Source organism: Clostridium sp. chh4-2, from assembly GCF_002899675.1.
Classification (GTDB): Bacteria; Bacillota; Clostridia; order Lachnospirales; family Lachnospiraceae; genus CHH4-2.
The window spans coordinates 321,855-344,096 of the sequence record NZ_PKUU01000001.1; the positions used below are offsets into that span (position 1 = coordinate 321,855).

Here is a 22,242-nt window from a genome sequence, read left to right on the forward strand (position 1 = left end):
TTCCTTGATAGCTCAGTCGGTAGAGCACGCGGCTGTTAACCGCGGTGTCGTAGGTTCGAGTCCTACTCAGGGAGCTTTTAAGAATCATGCTGAGGCATGGTTCTTTTTTTTATATCATAGGAAAGTGCTCCTATGATATAAAAAAGCCCTCCGGGCAGGAACGCACTGCGGTGGTGAGGTATAATGTCGCTAAAGCGACCCGCCTGCCCCATCTTCAATTTCCAGTTATCTCCTATGGCTTAAATATTACAAAAGTGTTACAATTCTATTGTTCCATGAAACACATCCCCGTTTTTCTTTCGAATCTCAGGGACTGTAATCACAAAACACAAGAAATAAAAGGAGGTACTGTTCCATGAATTTTAACTTTAACTGTACCGGATATCCATGTCCGGACACTAACAGCTGCGCATCTCTCTACGAATTACTTTGCCAGTTAGTTAGCTGTAAATAATTACATACCATAGGATAAATCAAAAGCCGCAGCCGGATTTTACAAGCTGCGGTTTTTGCCCTATCACTGCATATTTTTTAAAAGCTTCGGATATTGTCATTCTCATCCCCGCCGCTTTTATCAATTGATTTTATAACAACGTAATATCCAAAATTATCATTTGCTTTCACATATACCCGGTCATTCACCTTGTGGCCGATCACGGCTTTTCCAAGCGGTGATTCAATGCTGATCTTGCCCTGAAGAGAATTGCCCCGGATGCTGGTTACGATCTTATAGGTTTCCGTCTCGTCGTCTTCTTCAAAATAAAGTTCTACCAGATTGTTAAGCCCCGCTTCATCCCCTGTGGATTCGTCGGAAACTACGATTGCAGTTTTTAACATGCGCTCCAAATAGCGGATTCGGCTTTCATTTTTATTCTTGTCCTTTTTGGCCGCATAATACTCGAAATTTTCACTCAGGTCTCCCTGGGCTCTGGCCTCTTTTACTGCTTCAATCGCTTCTTTGCGCACCACCAGTTTTCTATATTCAATCTCTTTTTCTATCTTTTCTATATCACTTTTGGTTAAACGCTCTGCCATGGCTTCCTCCATTTTTACATCAGGCGTGAAGGGATTTCTGAAAAAGCCTTAGCGTCTGATGTAAAAAAGCGGGAAACTCCCACTTTTTTACATCGATCGCTAAGGCTTTTTCAGAAATCCCTTCACGTTTAAAATAACGGTAACTATTCAGAGGGGGCATCTTCTTGCATGGCCTACGGCCATACAAGAAGCATCGGAGATTCCTCCGATGTGAATATTGAGACAAAAATCCGCTTACAAGCAAGCTTGACGCTGATTTTTGTCTCAATATTCCCGCCCTCTGAACAGTTACAAATAAATAATTAAGCGATTTTAGTTTTTGCAAGCTCTGCTAATTTAGCAAAACCTTCTGCATCGTTAATAGCCATGTCAGATAAAACTTTTCTGTTCATCTCAACACCAGCTAATTTTAAACCATACATAAATTTGCTGTAAGATAAGCCGTTGATTCTTGCTGCTGCGTTGATACGGGCAATCCATAACTGTCTGAACTGTCTCTTTCTTTCTTTTCTTCCTGCATAAGAGCTTGTTAATGCTCTCATTACGGACTGTTTTGCTACTCTATACTGTTTTGAACGAGCGCCTCTGTAGCCTTTAGCCAGCTTTAACACTCTGTTATGTCTTTTTTTAGCGTTCATACCGCCTTTAATTCTTGCCATCGGTTATTTCCTCCTTCTTAACTATCAAATCTTATAAATATGGTAAAATCTTTTTCATAACTTTTGCGTTTGTTGCATCAGTTACGATATCTTTTCTAAGATTTCTTTTTCTCTTGGTAGACTTCTTAGTTAAGATGTGAGATTTATATGCTTTGTTTCTAACCAATTTTCCGGTTCCTGTTTTTTTGAAACGTTTTGCAGCTGCTCTGCTTGTTTTTAATTTAGGCATTGTAATTTCCTCCTTGATAATTGTCTAACGCTTTGCGGTTAAGAACATAACCATGCTTCTTCCTTCTACTTTGGATGGCTTATCGATAACTGCGATATCCGATAAATTCTGTGCGAAATCGTCCAGGATATATCTGGACTTGGACATATGCGCCATCTCACGGCCTCTGAAACGAAGAGTAACTTTTACTTTATCCCCTTTTTCCAAGAATTTTCTTGCCGCGCCCATCTTGGTATTCAAGTCGTTGGTATCAATGTTGGGAGATAAGCGAACTTCTTTCACTTCGATTACCTTCTGTTTTTTCTTAGCTTCTTTTTCTTTTCTTGCCAGTTCGTAACGATATTTACCGTAATCGATAATCTTACAAACCGGTGGCTTTGCTGTAGGAGCAATCTTTACTAAATCCAATTCTGCCTCTTCTGCTAATTTCAACGCATCTTTGACAGGCATGATACCAAGTTGTTCCCCATTCTCGCCAATCAATCGAACTTCCTTATCTCTGATTTGTTCGTTAATCATTAACTCGCTAATAGCCGTGCACCTCCATAGTGTGATATAATATAGGAATTCACATAAAAAAATAGATAGAATAAATTCTATCCACCATCTAAGCTGCTTACATAGTTCATCTATGTATCTCTTAAATATGAACCAGGGTCACGTAATTGTGCCGAGGTGAGGTGGATACCTACTTTCCTGTTTGTTGTTCTCACAACTTTATTCATTCTACAATAACATTTACTAAATGTCAACTCTATTCTTGATTTAATTGCAAAAATAATTGCAAAAATTGTAACACTTCAGCCTTCCAATGCCTGTATCGGCTCATTTGTGATGATTCATAAAAAATGGGAGACTGCAAATCCGTATCTGCAGCCTCCTGTTTTTTTCTTATTTCGCTTTAAATGTAGCACATTCTGTATGGCTGGCCTGACGTGCGCCGTCTCCTGCGATTCCGATGTGTTCGGCAGAGCAGTGACGGTTTTCATTGTACACGCACTGAACTGCCTCACAATCGATCTCCAGTTTGCTTTCCGGCGTTTTAAACACGTTGTGGAAAGAACTGTCCTTGCTCTCGTCAAAACTTCCGCAGCAGGTATCACATTTGTCCTTTGCGCTGTGTCCATCCACAATAATGGCATTTTTACAGCAGCAATTATCTGCATTATGCATACAGGTTGTTACATTACAGTCTAATTTTGTCATGATAAACTGCCTCCTTGTTTTTCACTTAATAACAAGGATAGTATGCCGCAATCCAACCGGTTATATGCGCTTTATTTCTGCTCTTCCGTCACTACAACTTTTTTGATTTCTTTGGTTCTGATTTCTTTACAAATGTCATCGATGAACGCGTCAAGAGCCTTCTGTCCCTCATCTCCATTAAAGCGGCTGCGAACGGAAACCAGACCGTCAGCCTGTTCCTTCTCTCCTACAACCAGCATATAAGGGATCTTTTTAAGCCTTGCATCACGGATCTTGTAACCGATCTTTTCAGAGCGCTCATCCACGGTGCAGAGGATGCCGTTGGCTTTCAGCTGTTCTTCCACTTTCTCCGCATAATCATGATATTTTTCGGAAATAGGAAGCACGCGAACCTGTTCCGGACACAGCCAGGTCGGGAATGCACCTTCGTATTTCTCAATCAGCCATGCCAAAGTTCTCTCATAACATCCCATGGAAGTTCTGTGGATGATGTAAGGGCGCTTCTTCTCGCCGTCTCTGTCAATATAGGTCATATCAAACCGTTCTGCCAGGAACATATCCAGCTGAATGGTGATCATCGTATCCTCTTTACCGTATACGTTCTTGGCCTGGATATCCAGCTTCGGTCCGTAGAACGCCGCCTCTCCGGCTTCTTCCGTGTAATCGATTCCGATATCGTCCAAAATCGTTCTCATCATGCCTTCCACTTCATCCCAAAGCCCTGCATTGCCCAGGTATTTGTCGGAATTAGCAGGGTCCCATTTAGACATACGGTATGTTACATCGTCTGCAAGTCCTAACGTTGTTAAACAATATTTAGCCAGATCCACGCAGCCTTTAAACTCATCTTCCAGCTGTTCCGGCGTTACGATCAGATGGCCTTCTGAAATGGTGAACTGGCGCACACGTGTTAAACCATGCATTTCACCTGAATCCTCGTTACGGAACAATGTGGATGTCTCGCCGTAGCGGCAAGGCAGGTCACGGTAGGATTTCTGGCTCGCTTTATAAACATAATACTGGAATGGACAGGTCATCGGACGGAGTGCGAACACTTCATCGTCCTTCTCCTCATCTCCCAGCACAAACATGCCTTCTTTATAGTGTCCCCAATGATCCGAAATCTTATAGAGATCAGATTTTGCCATAAGCGGAGTCTTGGTTCTCATATAACCGCGGCGCTCTTCTTCATCCTCGATCCACCTCTGCAGCGTCTGTACGATCTTCGTTCCCTTAGGAAGAAGCAATGGAAGTCCCTGTCCGATCACGTCCACGGTTGTGAACAGTTCCAGATCACGTCCCAATTTATTGTGATCGCGTTTTTTAATATTTTCCAGATATTCCAGGTATTCATTCAGTTCGTCTTTTTTTGCAAATGCGGTGCCGTATACACGGGTCAGCATGGCATTTTTCTCGCTTCCTCTCCAGTAAGCGCCGGAAGATGAAGTCAGCTTAAATGCTTTGATCGGCTTTGTGCTCATCAGATGAGGGCCTGCACAAAGGTCTGTGAAATCTCCCTGAGTATAGAAGGATATCTCCGCATCTTCCGGAAGATCCTGAATCAGCTCCACTTTATATGGCTCCCCTTTTTCTTCCATGAACTTAATTGCTTCTTCTCTCGGAAGGGTAAAGCGTTCAATCTTAGCTCCTTCTTTGATAATCTTCTTCATCTCCGCTTCGATTTTATCAAGATCCTCTCTGGACAAAGAAGGCATATCGAAATCATAATAATAACCGGTATCAATGGACGGGCCGATAGCCAGTTTTGCATCCGGATACAGACGCTTTACCGCCTGGGCAAGAACGTGGCTGGTCGTATGACGGTATGCGGCAAGACCAGCTTTATCGCCGGCTGTCAGTATGCTCAATTCACTGTCTTCCTCCACAACGGTTCTTAAATCCACCACTTTTCCGTTAAGTTCCCCTGCACACGCCATTCTGGCAAGCCCTTCGCTGATATCCGAAGCAATATCAATCACCGACATAGGCTGTGCGTATTCTTTCACGCTTCCATCTTTTAATGTAATCTTCATCACTTTGTCTCCTTTATTTGATTTTCAATAAGTGCATTTGAAATACTGCCGCCGCTTCCCGATGACGGGCTTTCGGCTGGATACAAAAAGTCCCTTCTATATGCCTAAACATATAAAAGGGACGATACACTTCACTGTGTTAATCGCGGTTCCACCCTAATTGTTATTGATCCAACAATCAAAACCACTTCATTCTGATGATAACGGAATCACCGTGTCCGATTAAGGACCGCTCCGAGATGGTTTTCAGATATCATTTCCGCAAGGCACTTCCACCATATATGCCTCTCTCTGTCCGTTCCTCATATCCTACTGTTCTCATCAACGTTTTTTCTATATCTGCCTATGATTATATCATGTTGAAATCATTTGTCAACCGGTTGATCCAAACTGTCGTTTAACTCTCTTACTGCCTCAATGCAGCTCAGTTCCTCGCCGTCTAAGCTGTACAGCTGCCCATCCTGTTCATAAGTAAATACATTCACATTATCAATATAAACCTCGTCATCGCAGGCAATTGTGATCTTAGTGAAATTCAGCGGCCCGAAATCCAGATCCACCTGAGTATCTCCTTTAACATTGACCAGCTTGCTCACATTTCCCAATGTGACGATAACCGTACTCAGGGATTCACTGTCCGCCCTCAGCCGTACTCTGATATTCTTATTCTGCCTGGAACCTCCTCTGGTTCCTATATTCTGGCTGATCTGGCTTCCCTTTCCCGAAAGTTTTGCCATCTTATTGGACTCTCTGTTCACAATGCTGCTTCCCCGCCCAAGTGTCCATTCTTTTCCGTCCAATCCGAACTGAGAGTTGAAGACAAGGTTGTTCGTATAGTTTCGGTAAGTCCAGATGCCGTAGCCCATCGTCTTCGCCTTTAATACAGGCTCTAAAGAAGACAGAAATTCAGGGCGCTGATCCGCATCGATCCGGGCGTTGTGGCCGAATTCCTCAGTGGTATCCATAAACAGAAGCTGATCCACATATAAAGGCTTGCCGCCGCTGAAAAAGCTGGCCAGATCCAAGAAATTGTTTAAATGACCCAGCACCGATTCAGCGCTGACCACTTCACCCTCGTTCATCTGTCCCATAGACGTCCCAAACATCAGCGATGTATAAGGCGCAGTACCGCAGGGAAACGTGTTGTAATGATCCGCTCCCACCAAGCCGCCGTCACCATCCGTGACCGGGTCCACATCCAGCCGTACTTCCATGGATAGTTCCGGAAATACCGTTTGAGTATCCGCTAAAAGCTTATTTAAAAAATCATCATAAAATTGGTAAAAGCAGAGAAATGCCTTATCCTCTCTGGGAGGAAGGTAGATATCATCAAAACTTTTTAATTCCGTTCCGTAATATTCCTGAACTTCTTCCAGTTTATAGTGTTCAATCATGTAATCCTGATAACCCACGATCTCCGCCATGCGGATACTGGTGCTTCCCCGCCCCATACTTCCTGCAGAATCAACGAAATTCCAGAAATCTTCCCAAGTAAGAAATCCACCGTAAAAATTGGGATGGGAGGACGCCTTTTCATAGACCGTCTTCGCATAATCCAGCCACGCTTCCTTGGTGCTTTCCTGGTAAAGCAGTCCCTGATACCGGGGCAGAACGCTTTCCTGGGAGTAATAATCCCAGGTATAACCAACCCTGAGCTCCACCCAAAGTCCGTTGTTCTCGGCCGCCTTCATCACCTTATCCAGCTTCTTCCACGCATAGGAATTATAAGAAACGGGAGAAATCTGAGGCTGAAATTCCCGCCAGGGAAGTGCCAATATGATACTGTTGAATCCATCCTTTGCAATCTGCGCCAGCTCCTGATCCATATTCGGACTTTCACTGTTCCAGAAATTCACCACCCAGTCATCCGAATAATAGGTAGCTGATTTTAAATATTCAGGTTTTTCTGTAAAATCATGGTTCTTGGTTTCAAATCCGCACAATAAAACCCAGGCTGCCGCCATACAAAGGAGGATTTTAATTTTTCTTTTGCTCATAAAAATCCTCTATAAAATAATAATCAGCGCAATCGTGATGGATATGATGCTGACAAGTATGGAAAGTGAATTTACCGCGCTTGCCAATTCCACATCCCCGCCTAAATTGCCTGTAAATGCCGGAGATACCGATGAAACAGGGCCGAATGAAAGAATTGCCAGCGCCTGACGCACTTCCAGCTCAAACGGCATAAGAAAGTAAAAGGCAAGGGAAAATAACACGGCAGTTCCGTAACGCAGCACCAGAAGTTTCATAATCCTGGCTGCTTTTCCTTTATCCAAATTCACCTCAAAGCCGATTCCCAGCATTAAAAGGGCCAGAAACGCATTGGCGCCCCCAACCGTTCCGGTAAAGTCAATGAGAAGGGAAGGGAGTTTTACATTCATTATGGTTAATGTTGTCATCACAACATAAGAATCAAAAGGCACGGAAGAAAACAGCTTGCGCAAAACGGCCTTTATGGAAACCTTCTCTCCGGTTCCCATAACAGCCGATGCCAGACTGTAAGTAATCCCCGTGCACATAACTGCGTTTCCGGCGTCAAACAAACTGGTTGCCGCAAAACCAACCGGCCCTAAAAAGCTCTGCACAAACGGCACTGTAAAATTGCCGATATTGTATCCGGACAAGTTGATCATATCAAACATCTTGTCTTCTTTTGATCTGCCGAGATTTATCATAAATCCCAGCAGAACCAGAAGAATATTGCTGACCAGACCGATGACGCACATCATCAGCAGTGACTTTTCCATGGTGATCTTACTGAAATTCGATATGATCGCCGACGGCAAAGTGATATTAATTACAATTTTAGAAATCAGGAAAAAATCTTTTGCATGAAAGAAGCCTCTGCGCTTCAGCACATAACCGACGGCTATAATCATGACAAAAGCAAATGCCCTTGAAAAAACCGGTAATATAGCAGCCATTACTTAACTTCTACGCTCCATCCTTCAGGTCCTTCAATCTTACCTAACTGAATTCCGGTAATGGTATCATAGATTCTCTGGGTTACGGCTCCGATTTTTCCTCCGCCGATTTCCATTCTCTCCTCTTCATAGCGAAGCTCTCCTACAGGAGAAACCACCGCTGCTGTTCCGGTTCCGAAACACTCTTCCATCTCGCCTGATTCAGCAGCTGCTACCACCTCATCCACTGAGATTCTTCTCTCTTCTACCGGAATGCCCCATTCCTTGCAGAGTGCGATTACAGAATCTCTTGTAACACCCGGCAGAATGCTTCCGTTGAGTTCCGGAGTTATAACAACGCCGTTGATCTTAAAGAAGATGTTCATAGCTCCGACTTCTTCGATGTATTTACGGTGAACGCCGTCCAGCCACAGTACCTGGGAATATCCTTCGTCATGCGCTTTCACCTGGGAAGCCAGAGATGCAACATAATTGCCGCCTGTCTTCGCTTCTCCAATACCGCCTTTTACGGCTCTTACATACTCGTCTTCGATCCAGATCTTAACCGGATTAATGCCTGTTTCATAATAAGCGCCCACCGGTGAAAGAATGATGATAAATTTATAAGTGTTCGACGGTCTTACTCCTAAAAATGGATCTGTCGCAATGACAAATGGTCTGATATAAAGGGAAGTTCCCGGTTTTGTAGGAATCCAGTCGGAATCCAGCTTAACAAGCTGAATCAGTGCATCCATGAATAAGTCCTTTGGAATCTCCGGCATACACAGTCTTCTGTTGCTGCTGGCAGCTCTTTCAATATTTTTATCAGGGCGGAATAACAGAATTCTTCCGTCTTCTGCCTTATATGCCTTTAATCCTTCAAACATCTCCTGACCATAGTGGAATACCATGGCAGACGGTTCCAGAACAAGGGGCTGGTAAGGGATAATTCTCGCGTCAATCCATCCTTTTCCCTCTACATAATCTGCTACAAACATGTGGTCTGTAAAAATCGTTCCAAATACCAATGGGTTGTCCTTTCCTGGTTTTTCCTTCGGACAAGTTGTCTTCTCAATTCTTATGTTGCTCATAGCGCTTTTTCTTCCTTTCCCACACTGGCTTAAAATGTCAGCAAATTTATAAATCATTATCAACCAAAACCTAGGATCTGTCAATAGATATTAAATGTTTTTTCAGCCATCCGCCGCTCAAATAACGCCACAGATAGATGGAAGCCCGGGCCACCCAGTCCAGAATCATGGCAATCCAAACACCTACCAATCCCATTCCCATATATCGTCCCAGCACATAGCTCATCAGTACTCTGCAGAAGATCATGGAAAGCACGGTGATTACCATCGCAAATTTGGCGTCATCAGCGGCCCTCAGCGCATTGGGAAGCGCAAAGGACGGCGGCCATATCAGCACACAGCAGATTCCATGGATCATGCTGACCTTCCATGCCAGCTCGCTTGTTTCCTGAGACATCCGGTAAAATCCGATAATATGATGCAGTCCTAATATCATAGGCAGACAGATCGCAAGGTGGGCGGCCGCAACCAATAGGCACAGTTTCATTGTATATTTTTTCGCCTCGTCAAAACGTTTTGCCCCCACAGTCTGACCCACAACAGTGACGATTGCAAGCCCAATTGCAGTGCCGGGTATCACCTGGAAAGAAGCGATGGTATTACTCACCGCATTGGCAGCTATTGAAACAGTGCCAAAGCTGCTGATCAGCCCGGCCACCATAAGCTTGCCTCCCTGGAACAACCCGTTTTCAATCGCAACCGGTATCCCAACATGCATAATCTGGGCCACCATATACCGGTTTATACGGAAATTAAATTTCCGGCTGATATGAAGGGGAAGCTTTTGATTTCTGACCACATTTACCATAATAACCGCAGCGACCACCCTGGACGTTAATGTGGAAATACCGGCTCCCTCCACTTCCATATGAAATCCGAAGATCAGACAGGCGTTGCCCACTATATTGATCGCATTCATCAAAGCGGATACTTTCATGGATATGAGGGAATTGCCCATGGACCGGCAGATGGCCGCACATCCGTTGTAAACCGCTAAAAAAGGGAAGGATAAGGCGGTCAGATAGAAATATGTTCTGGCATAGCTCATAACCGCAGGCTCAATCCGCCCGTAAATTCCCCTTAGAATTTGGAAATTAAACAATAAAGAAAACGAGGTAATAACCGTTGCCAGCATTAAAACAACCAATACCAGCTGATCCGCCGCTTTACAGGCTGTCTTTTGATCTTCTCCTCCCAAGTAATGTGAGGAAACCACCGCTCCACCGGTAGCTAATGCAGTAAAAACATTGATCAAAAGTATATTCAGCGTATCCACAAGAGAGATTCCCGATACGGCGGCCTCTCCCACATTTGCAATCATGACCGTATCGGCCATACCTACCATAACCGCCAAAAACTGTTCAATAATCAGCGGCAGTATCAAACGCCGGATAGCCGCAGTGGAAAACAGCGGAGCTTTGCTTTTTGTTTGTTCCATCTTAAACCTCTTTCTTCCGTTCGGATCTGTTGTCACTCAATTCAGGCCATACCGTTACCAGCATGGTGCCGAAACAGGCAACGCCGCCGATAAAGTTGGATATGGGTTCCGCCATAAAGATACCGTCTGTCCCCATTCCAAACCGGGGCAGTAAAAAGATCAATGGAATAACAATAATCACCTTTCTGAAAATAGAGAAAAATACGGCTCTCTTTGACTTTCCAAGAGCCACAAATACGGCCTGCCCTGCAAACTGCAAGGACATCATAAAAAATCCAAAATAGTAGATCTGCATGGCCGGAACCCCTGCTGCAACAAGTTCCGTATCCTTATTAAAGATACGGATGAAAAATTCCGGATAGCCATGAACCAGAAGCCACATAAAAGAGGTGTAGATAATGGAAACTGCGGAAGTAAATATAATGGCTTTTTTCACCCGCTTATACTCCCTCGCCCCATAATTAAATCCCATAACCGGCTGCGCACTGTTGGTAACACCGTTAACCGGCATGGAAATCACCTCGCGGACAGAGTTGACCACCGTCATAATTCCCACGTACAGATCCCCGCCATACTGCTGTAAGCTGGCATTATACATGATCTGTACCAAACTGTTGGTGATAGCCATGGTAAACCCGGACATGCCCAATCCCACAATGCTGAGTACCCGGCTTTTTTTCAAATGAAAGCAGGAAACCTTCAGTTTCAGTATCGTCTTTTTCCCGGTCAGGAAATGAACGATCCAAACAGCGGATAATCCCTGGGAGATTACGGTAGCCACCGCAGCTCCCCTAACCCCCATATTCAATACAAAGATAAAAATAGGGTCCAGGATAATATTAGTAACTGCTCCCAAAAGCACGGTCATCATTCCGATCCGCCCAAAGCCCTGAGAGTTGATGAAACTGTTCATTCCCAACCCCACCATGACAAACAGGCTTCCCAACAGATAGATTGTCACATACTGGTCGGCAAATGGAAATGTCATGTCGCTGGCCCCAAATAAATACAGCATAGGCCGTTTTAAAAGCAAACCAAGAACGGTTATCACAATTCCTACAATGATCATCATGGCAAATGAATTGCCCATGATCGCTTCCGCCTCTTTATTATTTCCCCGCCCCCTTTCGATCGAACACAAAGGAGCGCCTCCCATCCCAAATAAATTCGCAAAAGCAATTACTATGGAAATAATTGGAAGGCAAAGCCCGATCCCCGTCAGGGAAAGGGTGGCATGATCCGGTATCCTGCCTATGTATATGCGGTCAACAATGTTATAAAGCACGTTAATCAGCTGCGCCAGCGTCATGGGCACCGCCAAATTCAAAATATTTTTAACAATGCTGCCCTTGGAAAAATCATTTTTTGTCTCTTCCATACCCTCACCTTATCTTTCCATTTTCAATATTCATTGCCAATTATAGCACCATCACGGGAGACGGCGCAATAAGAAAAGGCGGAAAGTCTGTTTCCTTATTTAACACAATAGAAAAACTGCCAACCCGATATTCTTAGGTTGGCAGCTTATTACAATTTCGAAGTTTTTCAAATCATAAATCCGGAATATATCCACTGTTTCCATACTCATTACAAGCTTCGCCTAAATTTTTCTTTTTTAATTCCCTGTGATAATTTCCCACCCCCGGACCGCAGAAATGCTGCTTAGCAAAATATACTTGCCAATAGAGAATATAAATTTCTTTTGTCAATCTATGTATCGACTCATTGGACAAATACCTCATAAAATTATCATATCTTGATTTTTCGTTCAAACAAAATATTTCTGAAGTTTCAACAAAACCCTCTTTTTTCATTTCGTTATTAAAGTCATCGCTTATTTTTTTAAGAATATTTCCATTTAATCCATACTTGCTGCATTTACTACTCAAAGTATCCATAATCAGATCGAATTCCTTTAACACATTTTCCGTAACATTATTAATATCAAGTTTTTGTTCAATGATATAATAATCTACAGCCCCCAAAAGCCTGTACAGCAATGTGAAATGTTGGGGCATCTCTGAGACGCCTGCCGGAATCGCCGGAATCGACAAAGCAACAGAATATGCATATGCCGCTTTCGCCCCATACTTGACAAGTGTAACTGCAAGCCCTTCAATGTCCTTGCCAGACTTCCCATCATGATAGGTTCCTCTATACCCGCATTCACAGCAATTTAAGTTAAATACAGTATTTTTGCAGGCATTTTTAAATTTCGCCTGATTTTGCATTACCCACACAGAGCTTAATAAGGGGATTCCATTGCCAACATAAAAACTATTGCCATGGCAATGGAAAGCCACATATTCATACTGCCCTGTTAACAGATAGTTTTGCACTGTAGATCCGTCAACTTTAGCAACTACCTGATTGCAACAGCTTTTAGCCGGTATACAGTCATAGTCTTCTATCTTTTCCTTATGGCCGTTAAACCAATTTCTCCAATATCGGTTTAACAGCTTTGCACTTTCGTCAACTTTATCCTTTCCATTACCTGCGCCTACCACATTCACAAACAATATCTTATTCCCTGTTGTATTTTTACTGCCGCTGCCTGCTGCTGCCAAATTCCTGATATTTCTATTTTTTCTCGTAAATCTGCTAAGGAAACCACCCATATAGTGATTATACAGACCGGTAAAAGCCCAGAGTTCTTCCCCAGGTTCAGCAGTCAATTCATAGTTATGCTTATGATAAAAGGTTGACGGCAAAGAACTTTTGGGCAATCCTGCACTGTAAGTTTTCCCATTGCTCAGAGTAGCCGTTATCTGTGTCAGCAGTACACTTCCGCCATATTTTTCGTCGTCGCACTTCGCATTTGTGTACTTGAAATTCACTAATTTAGCGTCACCTATAGGGAAATTAAAGGGTACCTCCCCCTCTTTCTCACAGCCATGGCTTTTTGTAATACCAGAATTGTTGTCATAAACAAACTGCAGCCTGTTAATACAGTTATCACAAACTGCCCCGTTAATCCCGGTAAGCTTATCTGCATTTACGACAAAGCTATAGTCACTATAATAAGTATCCTGATACGTATCAATTGGTTCTACCTCATATTCATATACATGCGATATGGCGTAGAGGACATTTGGCACTATGCCGCAAGTTCCCGCCTTGTCAGTGGGCTGCGAATCCTTGTCACTGCATCTGGCCTTACATCTGATACCGACAATTTTATGCCCTCTATCTGCCTCCAGCGTATAGGTTTTCTTATCAAAGCAATACTGAACCGCAGGTTCTTCGCCATAGGTGTATCTGCTTTTATTTGTTGTTATCTGTATATGCCAGGTAAATACCCCCGCTGAATTAGAATAATAAAAATTACAGCCTGAGATCCAAGAGAAAACAGTTATATATTCATCGCTGTCAAATTTAGTTTCAATAAGATTCCCCTCACTGCTTCCATGGCATTCACTTAAAGCCGGGTTATTATTATATATGAATTGTATACCGTTAACAAGACCGTCACCTATTGCTATCCGTACACCCGTCACATCATAACCACATCTTATAGGTATTCTGTCTGAATAAACCTTACCGTTAGATTTCTCGAACCGTGGATCATTAGAGGGTATTCTTATACTCTCATTTATTGCTGTTTCCGTTACCTTTGCCATATGTTTTCCCCTTCTTATACTTTAATTGAGTACTCACCATTCTGCAGATTCGTAAAAGATACCCTTCCTAAATATTAAATTTCCACAAAATTTATATGAGATTTTGATATATTCTCATTATAACTTATTAATACGGGAATGTATAGCACAACTCAATTCCCTATTCGGCATGAGGCTTATTGAAGACATGAAAAAAGAAGAGCCTTTACGACTCTCCTTCTCCATATTTTTCCGTCTTCTCTTCCTGTCGAAATGTATTCGGTCCTAAAAACTCTCCTGCATTCCAATGTGGATTGAATGTTTCAACCGACTTAGCTTTTTCTTCCAACGTTTTTGATTTCTGCTCTTTTTGGTCCATTGTTATCACCTCGAAAATAGTATGGCCGAAATCCCGTGTTGGTATTCAAAAACCATTGTAAACAGGCTGGTGCTGTCTCTAAGCTTTTAAGTTTATGATACCGCACCTCCGCCACTATTCTACTATAAAAATGCAGATATTATTTTTAGCACATTATGGTGAATGGCTCATATGATTCAGCGAAACTCTTACAAACCTCATTTATTCAAAAATTCCTTACAAACCGTTCATATTTCAGAAATACACTGCTCATATTTTTTGCCTATACTATGTTCTATAAGACAAAAGCGCTTATGATTTTTTTCATAATACTTGGCCGGTTGGAGCGATCCAGACCGGCCTCCTCCCTTTTTAGGGAAAATTATCAGCACGGTGATCAATAAATACGCTCTCTGATCTCATTTACAACCTCTACTGCTTCTCCCCACACCCCTTCAGTCCCTGTCATATAATAAATACCTCGTCTATACTATACGATTCTACTGCTGGAGATTCCGTGACGCTTAGTAATATCTCCGCCAACTGCACTTGGTACTATTGCAAATCAACTCTGCGCATTAGCTATTACAAAACCATAAAATGATCCTAATAGATGAATTTAGGTTTGACAGAACTGTACTAAAATCGTAGAATGAAATAAAGGCAGTAGGTTAATGCACATCAGACCAATATAAACGTTGCCATAAGAGGAGGGATTGCGATGAAAAATATGATTTATCAGCTACAGAAAACCAGAATAGAAAGTAGAGGAAAAAAGTATGAACGCAATAACTTATCTAGAAATGAGCAAAGAACTGCTTTGTGAAGATGCATTGGATTCTTTTTGTAGGTATCAGCAGGTAAAACGATGCTGGCGTAAACAAAACAATGAATGGGTTTTGGTTGACAACAAATTTGTTGAAGATTGGGATTCTTCCAAAAAACGCAGCATAATAGCTGATTTAAAATCTTGTTTAGATGCCGGTGGAGTTGTTTTTGGAGCTATTGATGACAGTAAAATCATTGGATTCGCTTCTGTTTCATCTGATTTGTTTGGAATAAATAAGGAATACGTTGAGTTACTAATGATCCATGTATCTAATGCCTACAGAAGCAAAGGCATTGGGCGGAACCTCTTTGCGCTTATTGCAGAAAGTGCAAAGAAAATGGGCGCAAAAAAAATTTATATATCAGCACATTCATCTGAAGAATCACAAGCTTTTTACAGAAAAATTGGCTGTGTTGATGCAGTTGAGATCAATCAAGTTATCGCCCAAAACGAGCCATTTGACGTCCAAATGGAATTTGAACTCTAATTATTGGAATTTTAATATTAGATAATTCTTTATAGTGAGTATGTGTTAAATAGTATTCAAAAAGGGGTGAAGTCAATGGCTTCACCCTTTTCTCTTCTCTTTAGTTTCTATAATATATCCAAAGATTTCCTGTTGTTAGAGTCCTATTGTTACAAAACTCTCCTTTCCCGTGAACTTTATTTTTTATCGAACATATGTCTGATTAACTTCTTGATTAACTTTTGATTAAGCAAATAAAAAAACCCTTGATTTATCAAGAGTTTTTCATGGAGTAGACGGGATTTGAACCCGTGTCCAAAAACCAATTCCCTGTTCTTCTACTATCATAGTCCGTTGTTTAACATTCCCTCTGCCTCACGGAAACGAACATCCTTGAGGTTTCAGTAGCTTCATCATACGCCCAGGTGCTCAAAGCTTTGCACAAGTCGTTTCTCACAAAGTCGATGCCAGGGTCTTAATGTGTGAGTGCACTAAGTCTGACAGCTGCCATTAGGCAGCGATTGCTAAATTGTCTTCAGCGTTTATATTTATTTTGCCATTTAACGCATCGCATGCGGATAGCTTCACCAGCTGCATGGCCCCTGTCGAAACCAGTACTACCCCTGACTGGCATCTCTTTCAAAAGAGATGCCTATATCTTATCATCATCTAAAGTTTGTGTCAAGCACGCCTTTTATCGAAATTTCTGGCGGTAATCCCGCTCCACTTCCCTCTGCTGGTCCTTTTTTGCAATATCCTGTCGTTTATCATAAAGCTTCTTGCCTCGCGCCAGGCCGATCTCCACTTTTACCAGGCTTCCTTTAAAATAAACCTGAAGCGGGACGAGGGTATATCCTTTTTCCTTAATCTTGCCTGCCATCTTATTGATCTCTGATTTATGAAGAAGAAGCCTTCTGACGCGAAGGGGATCTTTATTGAAGATATTGCCCTTTTCATAGGGACTGATGTGCATGCCGTAAATATATACCTCACCCTTATCAATCCGGACAAATGCCTCCTTAATACTGCATTTACCCATACGGATGGATTTTACTTCCGTACCATATAATTCAATTCCACATTCGTACTTTTCATCAATAAAATAATCATGATATGCTTTTTTGTTATTGGCGATTAATTTAAAACTTTCTTTCCCCATACTTCCTCCTGTTATTCCACTTCTTCTGTCTCTCTTTTTGCTGGAATAAAGTCGATTGTCTTGGCGAGTTTGTCGGTTCCGGTCACTGTAACCCAGATCTTTTGTCCCAGCTTGTATGTCTTTCTGGAAAGTTCTCCGATCAGTTCCATCCGCTCCTCGTCAAAGGCATAATAATCTCCGTGAAGATCATTTACGTGAACAAGCCCTTCCACCGTATTCGGCAGCTCCACATAGAATCCCCAGTTTGTGACGCCTGAGATAACGCCTTCAAACTCTTCTCCAATGTGGCGGGACATGTATTCACATTTTTTAAGCTTCAAAGTCTCCCTCTCCGCTTCATCCGCCCGGCGTTCCATGGCAGAACACTGCACCGTAACGCCCTGAAGGATCTTATCATAGTGGGCAATCCGCTTTTCCGACAGCCCGCCCCTCATGTTCTCCTTGATGATCCGGTGAATCTGTAAATCAGGATACCGGCGGATCGGAGACGTAAAATGAGTATAATATTTGGCAGCCAGGCCGAAATGCCCAATGCACATAGGCATGTACTTGGCTTGTTTCATGGATCTTAATGTAAGCCGGCTGATCAGCGCCTCTTCTGTAGTTCCTTCAATCTTTTCCAGCAGCTTCTGAAGCTCTTTCGGATGCACTTCTCCCTGCTGGGTTTTAATGGTATAGCCAAAATTGTTGATAAATGTTCCCAGACGCTTCATCTTTTCCGGGTCCGGATAATCATGCGTACGGTAAACGAAAGGAAGATCCTGCCAGAAATAATCTTCCGCCACGGTTTCATTTGCCAAAAGCATGAAATCTTCAATCAGCTTTGTGGCGGCATTTCTTTCATAAGGCTTGATCTCTATAGGTTTTCCGTTTTCATCCAGAATGACCTTGCTCTCAGGAAAATCAAAGTCGATAGAGCCCCTTTTTCTTCTCTTCTCCCGTAAAATGTCGGACAGCTCTTTCATCAGGTCGAACATCTCCACAAAATCCCGGTATTCCTCCATCACCGCTTTATCCCGGTCTGTTATGATGGCATTCACCGCTGTATACGTCATCCTGCGGTCCACATTAACCACAGTTTCTGCAATCCGGTGGCCTGTGACGGTTCCATGCTCATCCACATCCATAATACAGCTTAAAGCCAAACGGTCCGTACCCGCATTCAATGAACAGATTCCGTTGGAAAGCTTATGCGGCAGCATGGGGATCACACGGTCCACCAGATAAACGCTTGTTCCTCTGTTTAACGCTTCCTGATCCAATGGGCTTCCTTCTGTCACATAATTGGTAACATCCGCTATATGAACGCCCAGCTTATAGGATTTTCCCTCTTTAGTAAGGGTGATCGCATCATCCAAATCCTTTGCGTCTTCCCCATCAATGGTCACCGTCTGCCATCCTCTTAGATCCAGACGCCCTTCCATCTCTTTAGGGTCTACACTGTCCCCGATTCGCTCCACCTGTTTCATCACTTCTTCCGGATATGCTTCCGGCAGTCCATAGGCTTTCACGATAGATAAAATGTCCGTACCCGGATCATTCACATGGCCGATGATCTCTGTAATCACGCCTTCCGGTTTCTTATTCCCGTCGCCGAAATCCGTGATCTTAACCACCACCTTATGTCCCTGAACCGCTCCCATGTCTTTTCCCTGGGGTATGAAAACATCCTTATTGATTTTAAGATTATCCGGAATTACAAATCCAAAATTTTTGTTTTTTTGATAAAAACCCACAAGGGTTTCATTGGCATGTTCCAGAATACGGATAACGGAACCTTCCGCCCTCTTCCCCTTGCTCTCCTGCTCGATCACGATCTGAACCTTGTCCCCGTGCAAGGCTCCGCCGGTCTTGTCCTCAGGAATAAATACATCGCTGTCCCGTCCTTCGATTGTGACAAATCCGAATCCCTTGGGGTGTCCTGAAAACATTCCAACCATCGCAAATGTCTCCGGCTTTCCATATTTACCGCGCTTGGAAATGCCCACTTTGCCTTCTCTCAAAAGCTCGTCTAAGACTGCCTTTAAGTCGTCTCTCTGATGTTTCGGGACATTTAAAAGCATTGCCATCTCTTTTAACTTCATCGGCACGTAAGCCGGGTCACCAATCAGAGACAGCACAATCTCTTTTCTCTCTTTTAACTGCTCTTCGGTCATCTCTACCTCTCATTTCTTGTTAGTTCCTTATGATAAAATGAAAGCACCCTTGTTCCCAAGAGTGCTCATCTGTTAAAGTAAATTCAAAACAATTGCCAATATAACAAACGCAAAGGCTGCAAACTTTGTAAACTTCTCAAGGTTTCCTTCCATGGAACGACCCTTGTTCTTTCCCCAATAAGTTTCCGCCATGCCGCCGATGGAACCAAGTCCTGCTGACTTGCCTTCCTGAAGCAATACAATCACTGTTAACGCTATGCATATGAGAACAAATACTATTGATAATATCAACTTAACCATTACAATCCACACCTCCTATAGTCAAACACAGATATCATACCATATTTGTCCTCTAAATACAACCTCTATTTTATTTTTTCTTCGATCCTGAGAAGCTGGTTATACTTGGCTGTCCGGTCTGATCTGCAGGGAGCTCCGGTCTTTATCTGACCGCTGTTTACTGCCACCGCAATGTCTGCGATAATGGAATCTTCCGTCTCACCTGAGCGGTGGGAAATCACGGTAGTAAATCCCGCTTTCTTCGCCATCTCGATGGCTTCCAGGCTTTCGCTCAGCGTACCGATCTGGTTTACTTTGATGAGGATAGAATTTCCGGCTTTCATTTCGATTCCCTTTTTGAGGCGCTCTGTATTGGTTACAAACAGATCGTCTCCAACCAGCTGTACTTTATCTCCCAACGTCTTAGTGAGCATCTGCCATCCTTCCCAATCCTCTTCCTGAAGACCGTCTTCAATGGAAATGATCGGGAAGCCGTCTACCAGCCTGCGGTAATAATCCACCATTTCTTTGGCATCCCTGCGCACTTCAATACCCGTCATCTTGCTCTCACCCGGGAAATAATACAGCCCCGTTTCCTCTTCAAAAAGTTCGCTGGAAGCCGCATCGATTGCAATCTTTATATCTTTTCCCGGATGGTATCCGCTCAGTTTTACCGCCTCCACAATATAGGAAAGCACTTCCTCCGTATTTTTAAGGTCAGGGGCAAATCCGCCTTCATCTCCCACCGCGGTGGAATATCCGCTGGTTTTCAGCAGTTTTTTCAGCGTATGGTAGATTTCGGCGCACATCTGAAGACCCTGGCTAAAGCATTCCGCCCCCACCGGCATGATCATAAATTCCTGGAGGTCTACGGTATTGTCCGCATGAACGCCGCCATTTAAAATGTTCATCATGGGAACCGGCATCGTATCCGCCTGAATTCCTCCTAAATAACGGAACAGCGGAATTCCCAATTCGTTGGCCGCAGCCCTGGCAACCGCCAGGGATACGCCCAGGATGGCATTGGCGCCCAGTTTTTCTTTATTATCCGTTCCGTCCGCTTCCCTGAGAAGACGGTCAATCAGCTTTTGGTTGGAGGCGTCTTCAAATGCGACCACCTCGGCCAGAACCGTATTAACGTATTCCACCGCTTTTTTAACGCCCAAACCATGATATCTGGAACCACCGTCCCTTAATTCCACCGCTTCGTATTTGCCTGTGGACGCCCCTGACGGAACGGCTGCCCGTCCTTTAGCTCCGCCCTCCAGCGTCACCTCCACCTCTACGGTGGGATTTCCCCTGGAATCCAGAATTTCACGTCCCATCACGCCTACAATTTCGAATTTATTATACATAAAATGGCCTCCTAAAATTAGTTTCGTTCTAATGTAAGGATAGCCATTTTCTGCATTTCTATGCGCTTTTTTTATGGGCTTTCGAACACCGTTTTTTACATCAAGGGTGAAGGCATTTTCGAAAATGCCTTCACCCTTCACTTTAAATCTCAGGTTAACCAGCCAATATCAAGAAAAAAAGAGACAAGGAGTATCATTGAAACTCCTTGTCTCTTTTTTTCTGCCTGCCGTCCGGGTATCCCCTTCTTTCCGGCATTTCTTTCTAACTAAAATAACGCTTCACAACATCATTATCTTTCATCATAGGTCCCTTTAACAAGTACTTCCCCATTCCGCATCATCACATTTCCGCCTGCAATCACAGTATCCAGTTCCATACTGTCGTTAACAAGCAGAAGATCCGCATCTGCGCCCTCTCTGATGGAACCTTTCAGTCCGTCGATTTCAAGCGCCCGCGCTACATTGGAGGTTCCAAGAGGAAGAACTTCTTCTAATGGGAAACCTGCCTCATTTACGAGATAAGCCAGCTCCTTTATAATCGTGTCCACATCTGAAACCCCGATCTTTACCAGCTTTCCGTTTTCATCATATTTTGACCAGCTGCCCTGTCCATCGGAACTGAAGGTCAGGTTTTCCATAGGAACTCCCTGGCTCTTCGCATCTTTTAACAGAAGCGCCACTTTGTCCCGTCTGGACTCGCCGCAGGTAATGTCAATGGTTCCGCCCATTTTGGCAAACTTAAACGCATCCTTTAACAGCTTTTCCGTGCGGCTTACATGGGTCGGCTGGAAGGTTTTAATCGGAATGGAGGTTCTCTCCAAAGCCTCGAATACAGGTTCCAATCCCCTGTTATCGTCTCCCATATGCAGAACCACGATTCCGGCTTTGCCTGAAAGCATTCCTGCCGTCCTGACATCGCTTCCAAGGCGGATCAGTTCTTCAACGGAGATATTGGGCGCGCGATGGTCTGATATGGCCAGTTTTACGCCGATCACTTCATCGATAAATACGATGTCCTTCTGAAGGTCGCCGGTGATCGTAACCGGTGGGAAACCATAGGAGCCGGAAACAGCGTATGCGCTGATTCCCTCTTCTTTCAAAGCTTTAACCTTTGCTACAAGATTTTCAACACTTCTGGTGATTCCATCTGTTCCGAGCAGTCCCAGAACTGTGGTCACACCGCCCTGAATCAGGGAAGAAAGCTGGACTTCAGGCGCTCTCGTATGAAAGCTTCCCTCACCGCCTCCGCCTGTAACATGCACATGGCGGTCGATGATGCCGGGAATCAGCTTCATCCCGGTTCCGTCGATCACCTGGCAGTTACAGAGCGGAGAAAGATCATCTCCAATTGCCTCTATCTTCCCGGCACAAAGCAGCACATCATGAATGCCGATGGATTCCGGCGCGTAGATGTCTGCCTGTTTTATCAATATCATAATGATAC

Annotated in this window: 19 protein-coding genes, 1 tRNA gene, 1 other RNA gene and 1 other annotated feature; of the genes, 2 read left to right on the forward strand and 19 right to left on the reverse strand. The window is 43.5% G+C overall.

The window, feature by feature from the left end; genetic code table 11:
* Position 1: 1 nt before the first annotated feature.
* Positions 2 to 74 (forward strand) — tRNA-Asn (locus C0033_RS01565).
* 457 nt (positions 75 to 531) lie between these two features.
* Here the strand turns inward: C0033_RS01565 and greA are convergent.
* The 13 genes from greA to C0033_RS26800 all read right to left on the reverse strand — a co-directional run bounded on the left by greA (position 532) and on the right by C0033_RS26800 (position 14,575).
* The gene (greA, locus tag C0033_RS01570) at positions 532 to 1,035 is read right to left on the reverse strand and encodes a transcription elongation factor GreA (RefSeq protein ID WP_103226099.1); all 504 of its coding nucleotides are present in this window, start codon (positions 1,033 to 1,035) and stop codon (positions 532 to 534) included.
* 302 nt (positions 1,036 to 1,337) lie between these two features.
* Positions 1,338 to 1,694 (reverse strand): 50S ribosomal protein L20, encoded by a 357-nt coding sequence (gene rplT / locus C0033_RS01575; RefSeq protein WP_103226100.1) that lies wholly within the window; start codon positions 1,692 to 1,694, stop codon positions 1,338 to 1,340.
* Between the two features lie 31 nt (positions 1,695 to 1,725).
* Positions 1,726 to 1,923 (reverse strand): 50S ribosomal protein L35, encoded by a 198-nt coding sequence (rpmI, locus tag C0033_RS01580; protein WP_002603682.1) that lies wholly within the window; start codon positions 1,921 to 1,923, stop codon positions 1,726 to 1,728.
* A gap of 24 nt (positions 1,924 to 1,947) precedes the next feature.
* Positions 1,948 to 2,442: a translation initiation factor IF-3 gene (gene infC, locus C0033_RS01585; protein ID WP_103226101.1), complete on the reverse strand. Its 495-nt coding sequence runs from the start codon at positions 2,440 to 2,442 to the stop codon at positions 1,948 to 1,950.
* A gap of 372 nt (positions 2,443 to 2,814) precedes the next feature.
* Positions 2,815 to 3,129, reverse strand: a complete 315-nt coding sequence (locus C0033_RS01590; RefSeq protein WP_103226102.1) for a DUF1540 domain-containing protein — start codon at positions 3,127 to 3,129, stop codon at positions 2,815 to 2,817.
* Positions 3,130 to 3,200: 71 nt separating this feature from the next.
* Positions 3,201 to 5,162 (reverse strand): threonine--tRNA ligase, encoded by a 1,962-nt coding sequence (gene thrS / locus C0033_RS01595; protein ID WP_103226103.1) that lies wholly within the window; start codon positions 5,160 to 5,162, stop codon positions 3,201 to 3,203.
* Positions 5,163 to 5,276: 114 nt separating this feature from the next.
* Positions 5,277 to 5,496 (reverse strand) — a binding site (T-box leader).
* Between the two features lie 31 nt (positions 5,497 to 5,527).
* Entirely contained in the window at positions 5,528 to 7,159 is a 1,632-nt protein-coding gene (locus C0033_RS01600) for a hypothetical protein (RefSeq protein WP_103226104.1), read from the reverse strand.
* 9 nt (positions 7,160 to 7,168) lie between these two features.
* A complete protein-coding gene (locus C0033_RS01605) occupies positions 7,169 to 8,089 on the reverse strand; it encodes an AEC family transporter (RefSeq protein WP_103226105.1) in 921 nt (306 codons plus the stop codon).
* Positions 8,089 to 9,159 carry a branched-chain amino acid aminotransferase gene (locus C0033_RS01610; RefSeq protein WP_103226106.1) on the reverse strand — a complete coding sequence of 357 codons (1,071 nt, stop codon included), beginning with the start codon at positions 9,157 to 9,159 and terminating at the stop codon, positions 8,089 to 8,091. The genes C0033_RS01605 and C0033_RS01610 overlap by 1 nt, the downstream gene beginning before the upstream one ends.
* Positions 9,160 to 9,229: 70 nt before the next feature.
* A complete protein-coding gene (locus tag C0033_RS01615) occupies positions 9,230 to 10,597 on the reverse strand; it encodes an MATE family efflux transporter (RefSeq protein WP_103226107.1) in 1,368 nt (455 codons plus the stop codon).
* A gap of 1 nt (position 10,598) precedes the next feature.
* Positions 10,599 to 11,975: an MATE family efflux transporter gene (locus C0033_RS01620; RefSeq protein ID WP_103226108.1), complete on the reverse strand. Its 1,377-nt coding sequence runs from the start codon at positions 11,973 to 11,975 to the stop codon at positions 10,599 to 10,601.
* Positions 11,976 to 12,147: 172 nt separating this feature from the next.
* Positions 12,148 to 14,217, reverse strand: coding sequence for a hypothetical protein (locus tag C0033_RS01625; RefSeq protein ID WP_103226109.1), 2,070 nt, complete (start codon positions 14,215 to 14,217; stop codon positions 12,148 to 12,150).
* A gap of 205 nt (positions 14,218 to 14,422) precedes the next feature.
* The gene (locus C0033_RS26800; RefSeq protein ID WP_180994513.1) at positions 14,423 to 14,575 is read right to left on the reverse strand and encodes a hypothetical protein; all 153 of its coding nucleotides are present in this window, start codon (positions 14,573 to 14,575) and stop codon (positions 14,423 to 14,425) included.
* Positions 14,576 to 15,357: 782 nt separating this feature from the next.
* On the opposite strand from C0033_RS26800, the gene C0033_RS01630 reads away from it, so the two are divergent.
* Positions 15,358 to 15,870 carry a GNAT family N-acetyltransferase gene (locus C0033_RS01630; protein ID WP_242984386.1) on the forward strand — a complete coding sequence of 171 codons (513 nt, stop codon included), beginning with the start codon at positions 15,358 to 15,360 and terminating at the stop codon, positions 15,868 to 15,870.
* Between the two features lie 264 nt (positions 15,871 to 16,134).
* Here C0033_RS01630 and ssrA read toward each other — a convergent pair.
* The 6 genes from ssrA to iadA form a co-directional block, all read right to left on the reverse strand.
* Positions 16,135 to 16,473: a transfer-messenger RNA gene (gene ssrA / locus C0033_RS01635) on the reverse strand.
* Between the two features lie 70 nt (positions 16,474 to 16,543).
* Positions 16,544 to 17,008 carry an SsrA-binding protein SmpB gene (gene smpB / locus C0033_RS01640; RefSeq protein ID WP_103226111.1) on the reverse strand — a complete coding sequence of 155 codons (465 nt, stop codon included), beginning with the start codon at positions 17,006 to 17,008 and terminating at the stop codon, positions 16,544 to 16,546.
* An 11-nt stretch (positions 17,009 to 17,019) separates the two neighbouring features.
* The gene (rnr, locus tag C0033_RS01645; protein WP_242984387.1) at positions 17,020 to 19,164 is read right to left on the reverse strand and encodes a ribonuclease R; all 2,145 of its coding nucleotides are present in this window, start codon (positions 19,162 to 19,164) and stop codon (positions 17,020 to 17,022) included.
* Between the two features lie 72 nt (positions 19,165 to 19,236).
* Complete coding sequence (gene secG / locus C0033_RS01650; RefSeq protein ID WP_347501008.1) at positions 19,237 to 19,464, reverse strand: preprotein translocase subunit SecG; 228 nt, start codon at positions 19,462 to 19,464, stop codon at positions 19,237 to 19,239.
* 65 nt (positions 19,465 to 19,529) lie between these two features.
* The gene (gene eno / locus C0033_RS01655) at positions 19,530 to 20,798 is read right to left on the reverse strand and encodes a phosphopyruvate hydratase (protein ID WP_103226112.1); all 1,269 of its coding nucleotides are present in this window, start codon (positions 20,796 to 20,798) and stop codon (positions 19,530 to 19,532) included.
* A gap of 290 nt (positions 20,799 to 21,088) precedes the next feature.
* Positions 21,089 to 22,234 (reverse strand): beta-aspartyl-peptidase, encoded by a 1,146-nt coding sequence (gene iadA, locus C0033_RS01660; protein WP_103226113.1) that lies wholly within the window; start codon positions 22,232 to 22,234, stop codon positions 21,089 to 21,091.
* Positions 22,235 to 22,242: the final 8 nt, after the last annotated feature.

Coding starts and splice junctions, on each gene's coding strand:
- rnr (WP_242984387.1), bottom strand. CDS start 19,164: ATGACCGAAGAGCAGTTAAAAGAGAGAAAAGAGATTGTGCTGTCTCTG.
- C0033_RS01620 (WP_103226108.1), bottom strand. CDS start 11,975: ATGGAAGAGACAAAAAATGATTTTTCCAAGGGCAGCATTGTTAAAAAT.
- infC (WP_103226101.1), bottom strand. CDS start 2,442: ATGATTAACGAACAAATCAGAGATAAGGAAGTTCGATTGATTGGCGAG.
- C0033_RS01615 (WP_103226107.1), bottom strand. CDS start 10,597: ATGGAACAAACAAAAAGCAAAGCTCCGCTGTTTTCCACTGCGGCTATC.
- C0033_RS01630 (WP_242984386.1), top strand. CDS start 15,358: ATGAGCAAAGAACTGCTTTGTGAAGATGCATTGGATTCTTTTTGTAGG.
- iadA (WP_103226113.1), bottom strand. CDS start 22,234: ATGATATTGATAAAACAGGCAGACATCTACGCGCCGGAATCCATCGGC.
- C0033_RS01590 (WP_103226102.1), bottom strand. CDS start 3,129: ATGACAAAATTAGACTGTAATGTAACAACCTGTATGCATAATGCAGAT.
- eno (WP_103226112.1), bottom strand. CDS start 20,798: ATGTATAATAAATTCGAAATTGTAGGCGTGATGGGACGTGAAATTCTG.
- C0033_RS01605 (WP_103226105.1), bottom strand. CDS start 8,089: ATGGCTGCTATATTACCGGTTTTTTCAAGGGCATTTGCTTTTGTCATG.
- C0033_RS01600 (WP_103226104.1), bottom strand. CDS start 7,159: ATGAGCAAAAGAAAAATTAAAATCCTCCTTTGTATGGCGGCAGCCTGG.
- thrS (WP_103226103.1), bottom strand. CDS start 5,162: ATGAAGATTACATTAAAAGATGGAAGCGTGAAAGAATACGCACAGCCT.
- greA (WP_103226099.1), bottom strand. CDS start 1,035: ATGGCAGAGCGTTTAACCAAAAGTGATATAGAAAAGATAGAAAAAGAG.
- C0033_RS01625 (WP_103226109.1), bottom strand. CDS start 14,217: ATGGCAAAGGTAACGGAAACAGCAATAAATGAGAGTATAAGAATACCC.
- secG (WP_347501008.1), bottom strand. CDS start 19,464: ATGGTTAAGTTGATATTATCAATAGTATTTGTTCTCATATGCATAGCG.
- rplT (WP_103226100.1), bottom strand. CDS start 1,694: ATGGCAAGAATTAAAGGCGGTATGAACGCTAAAAAAAGACATAACAGA.
- smpB (WP_103226111.1), bottom strand. CDS start 17,008: ATGGGGAAAGAAAGTTTTAAATTAATCGCCAATAACAAAAAAGCATAT.
- C0033_RS01610 (WP_103226106.1), bottom strand. CDS start 9,159: ATGAGCAACATAAGAATTGAGAAGACAACTTGTCCGAAGGAAAAACCA.
- C0033_RS26800 (WP_180994513.1), bottom strand. CDS start 14,575: ATGGACCAAAAAGAGCAGAAATCAAAAACGTTGGAAGAAAAAGCTAAG.
- rpmI (WP_002603682.1), bottom strand. CDS start 1,923: ATGCCTAAATTAAAAACAAGCAGAGCAGCTGCAAAACGTTTCAAAAAA.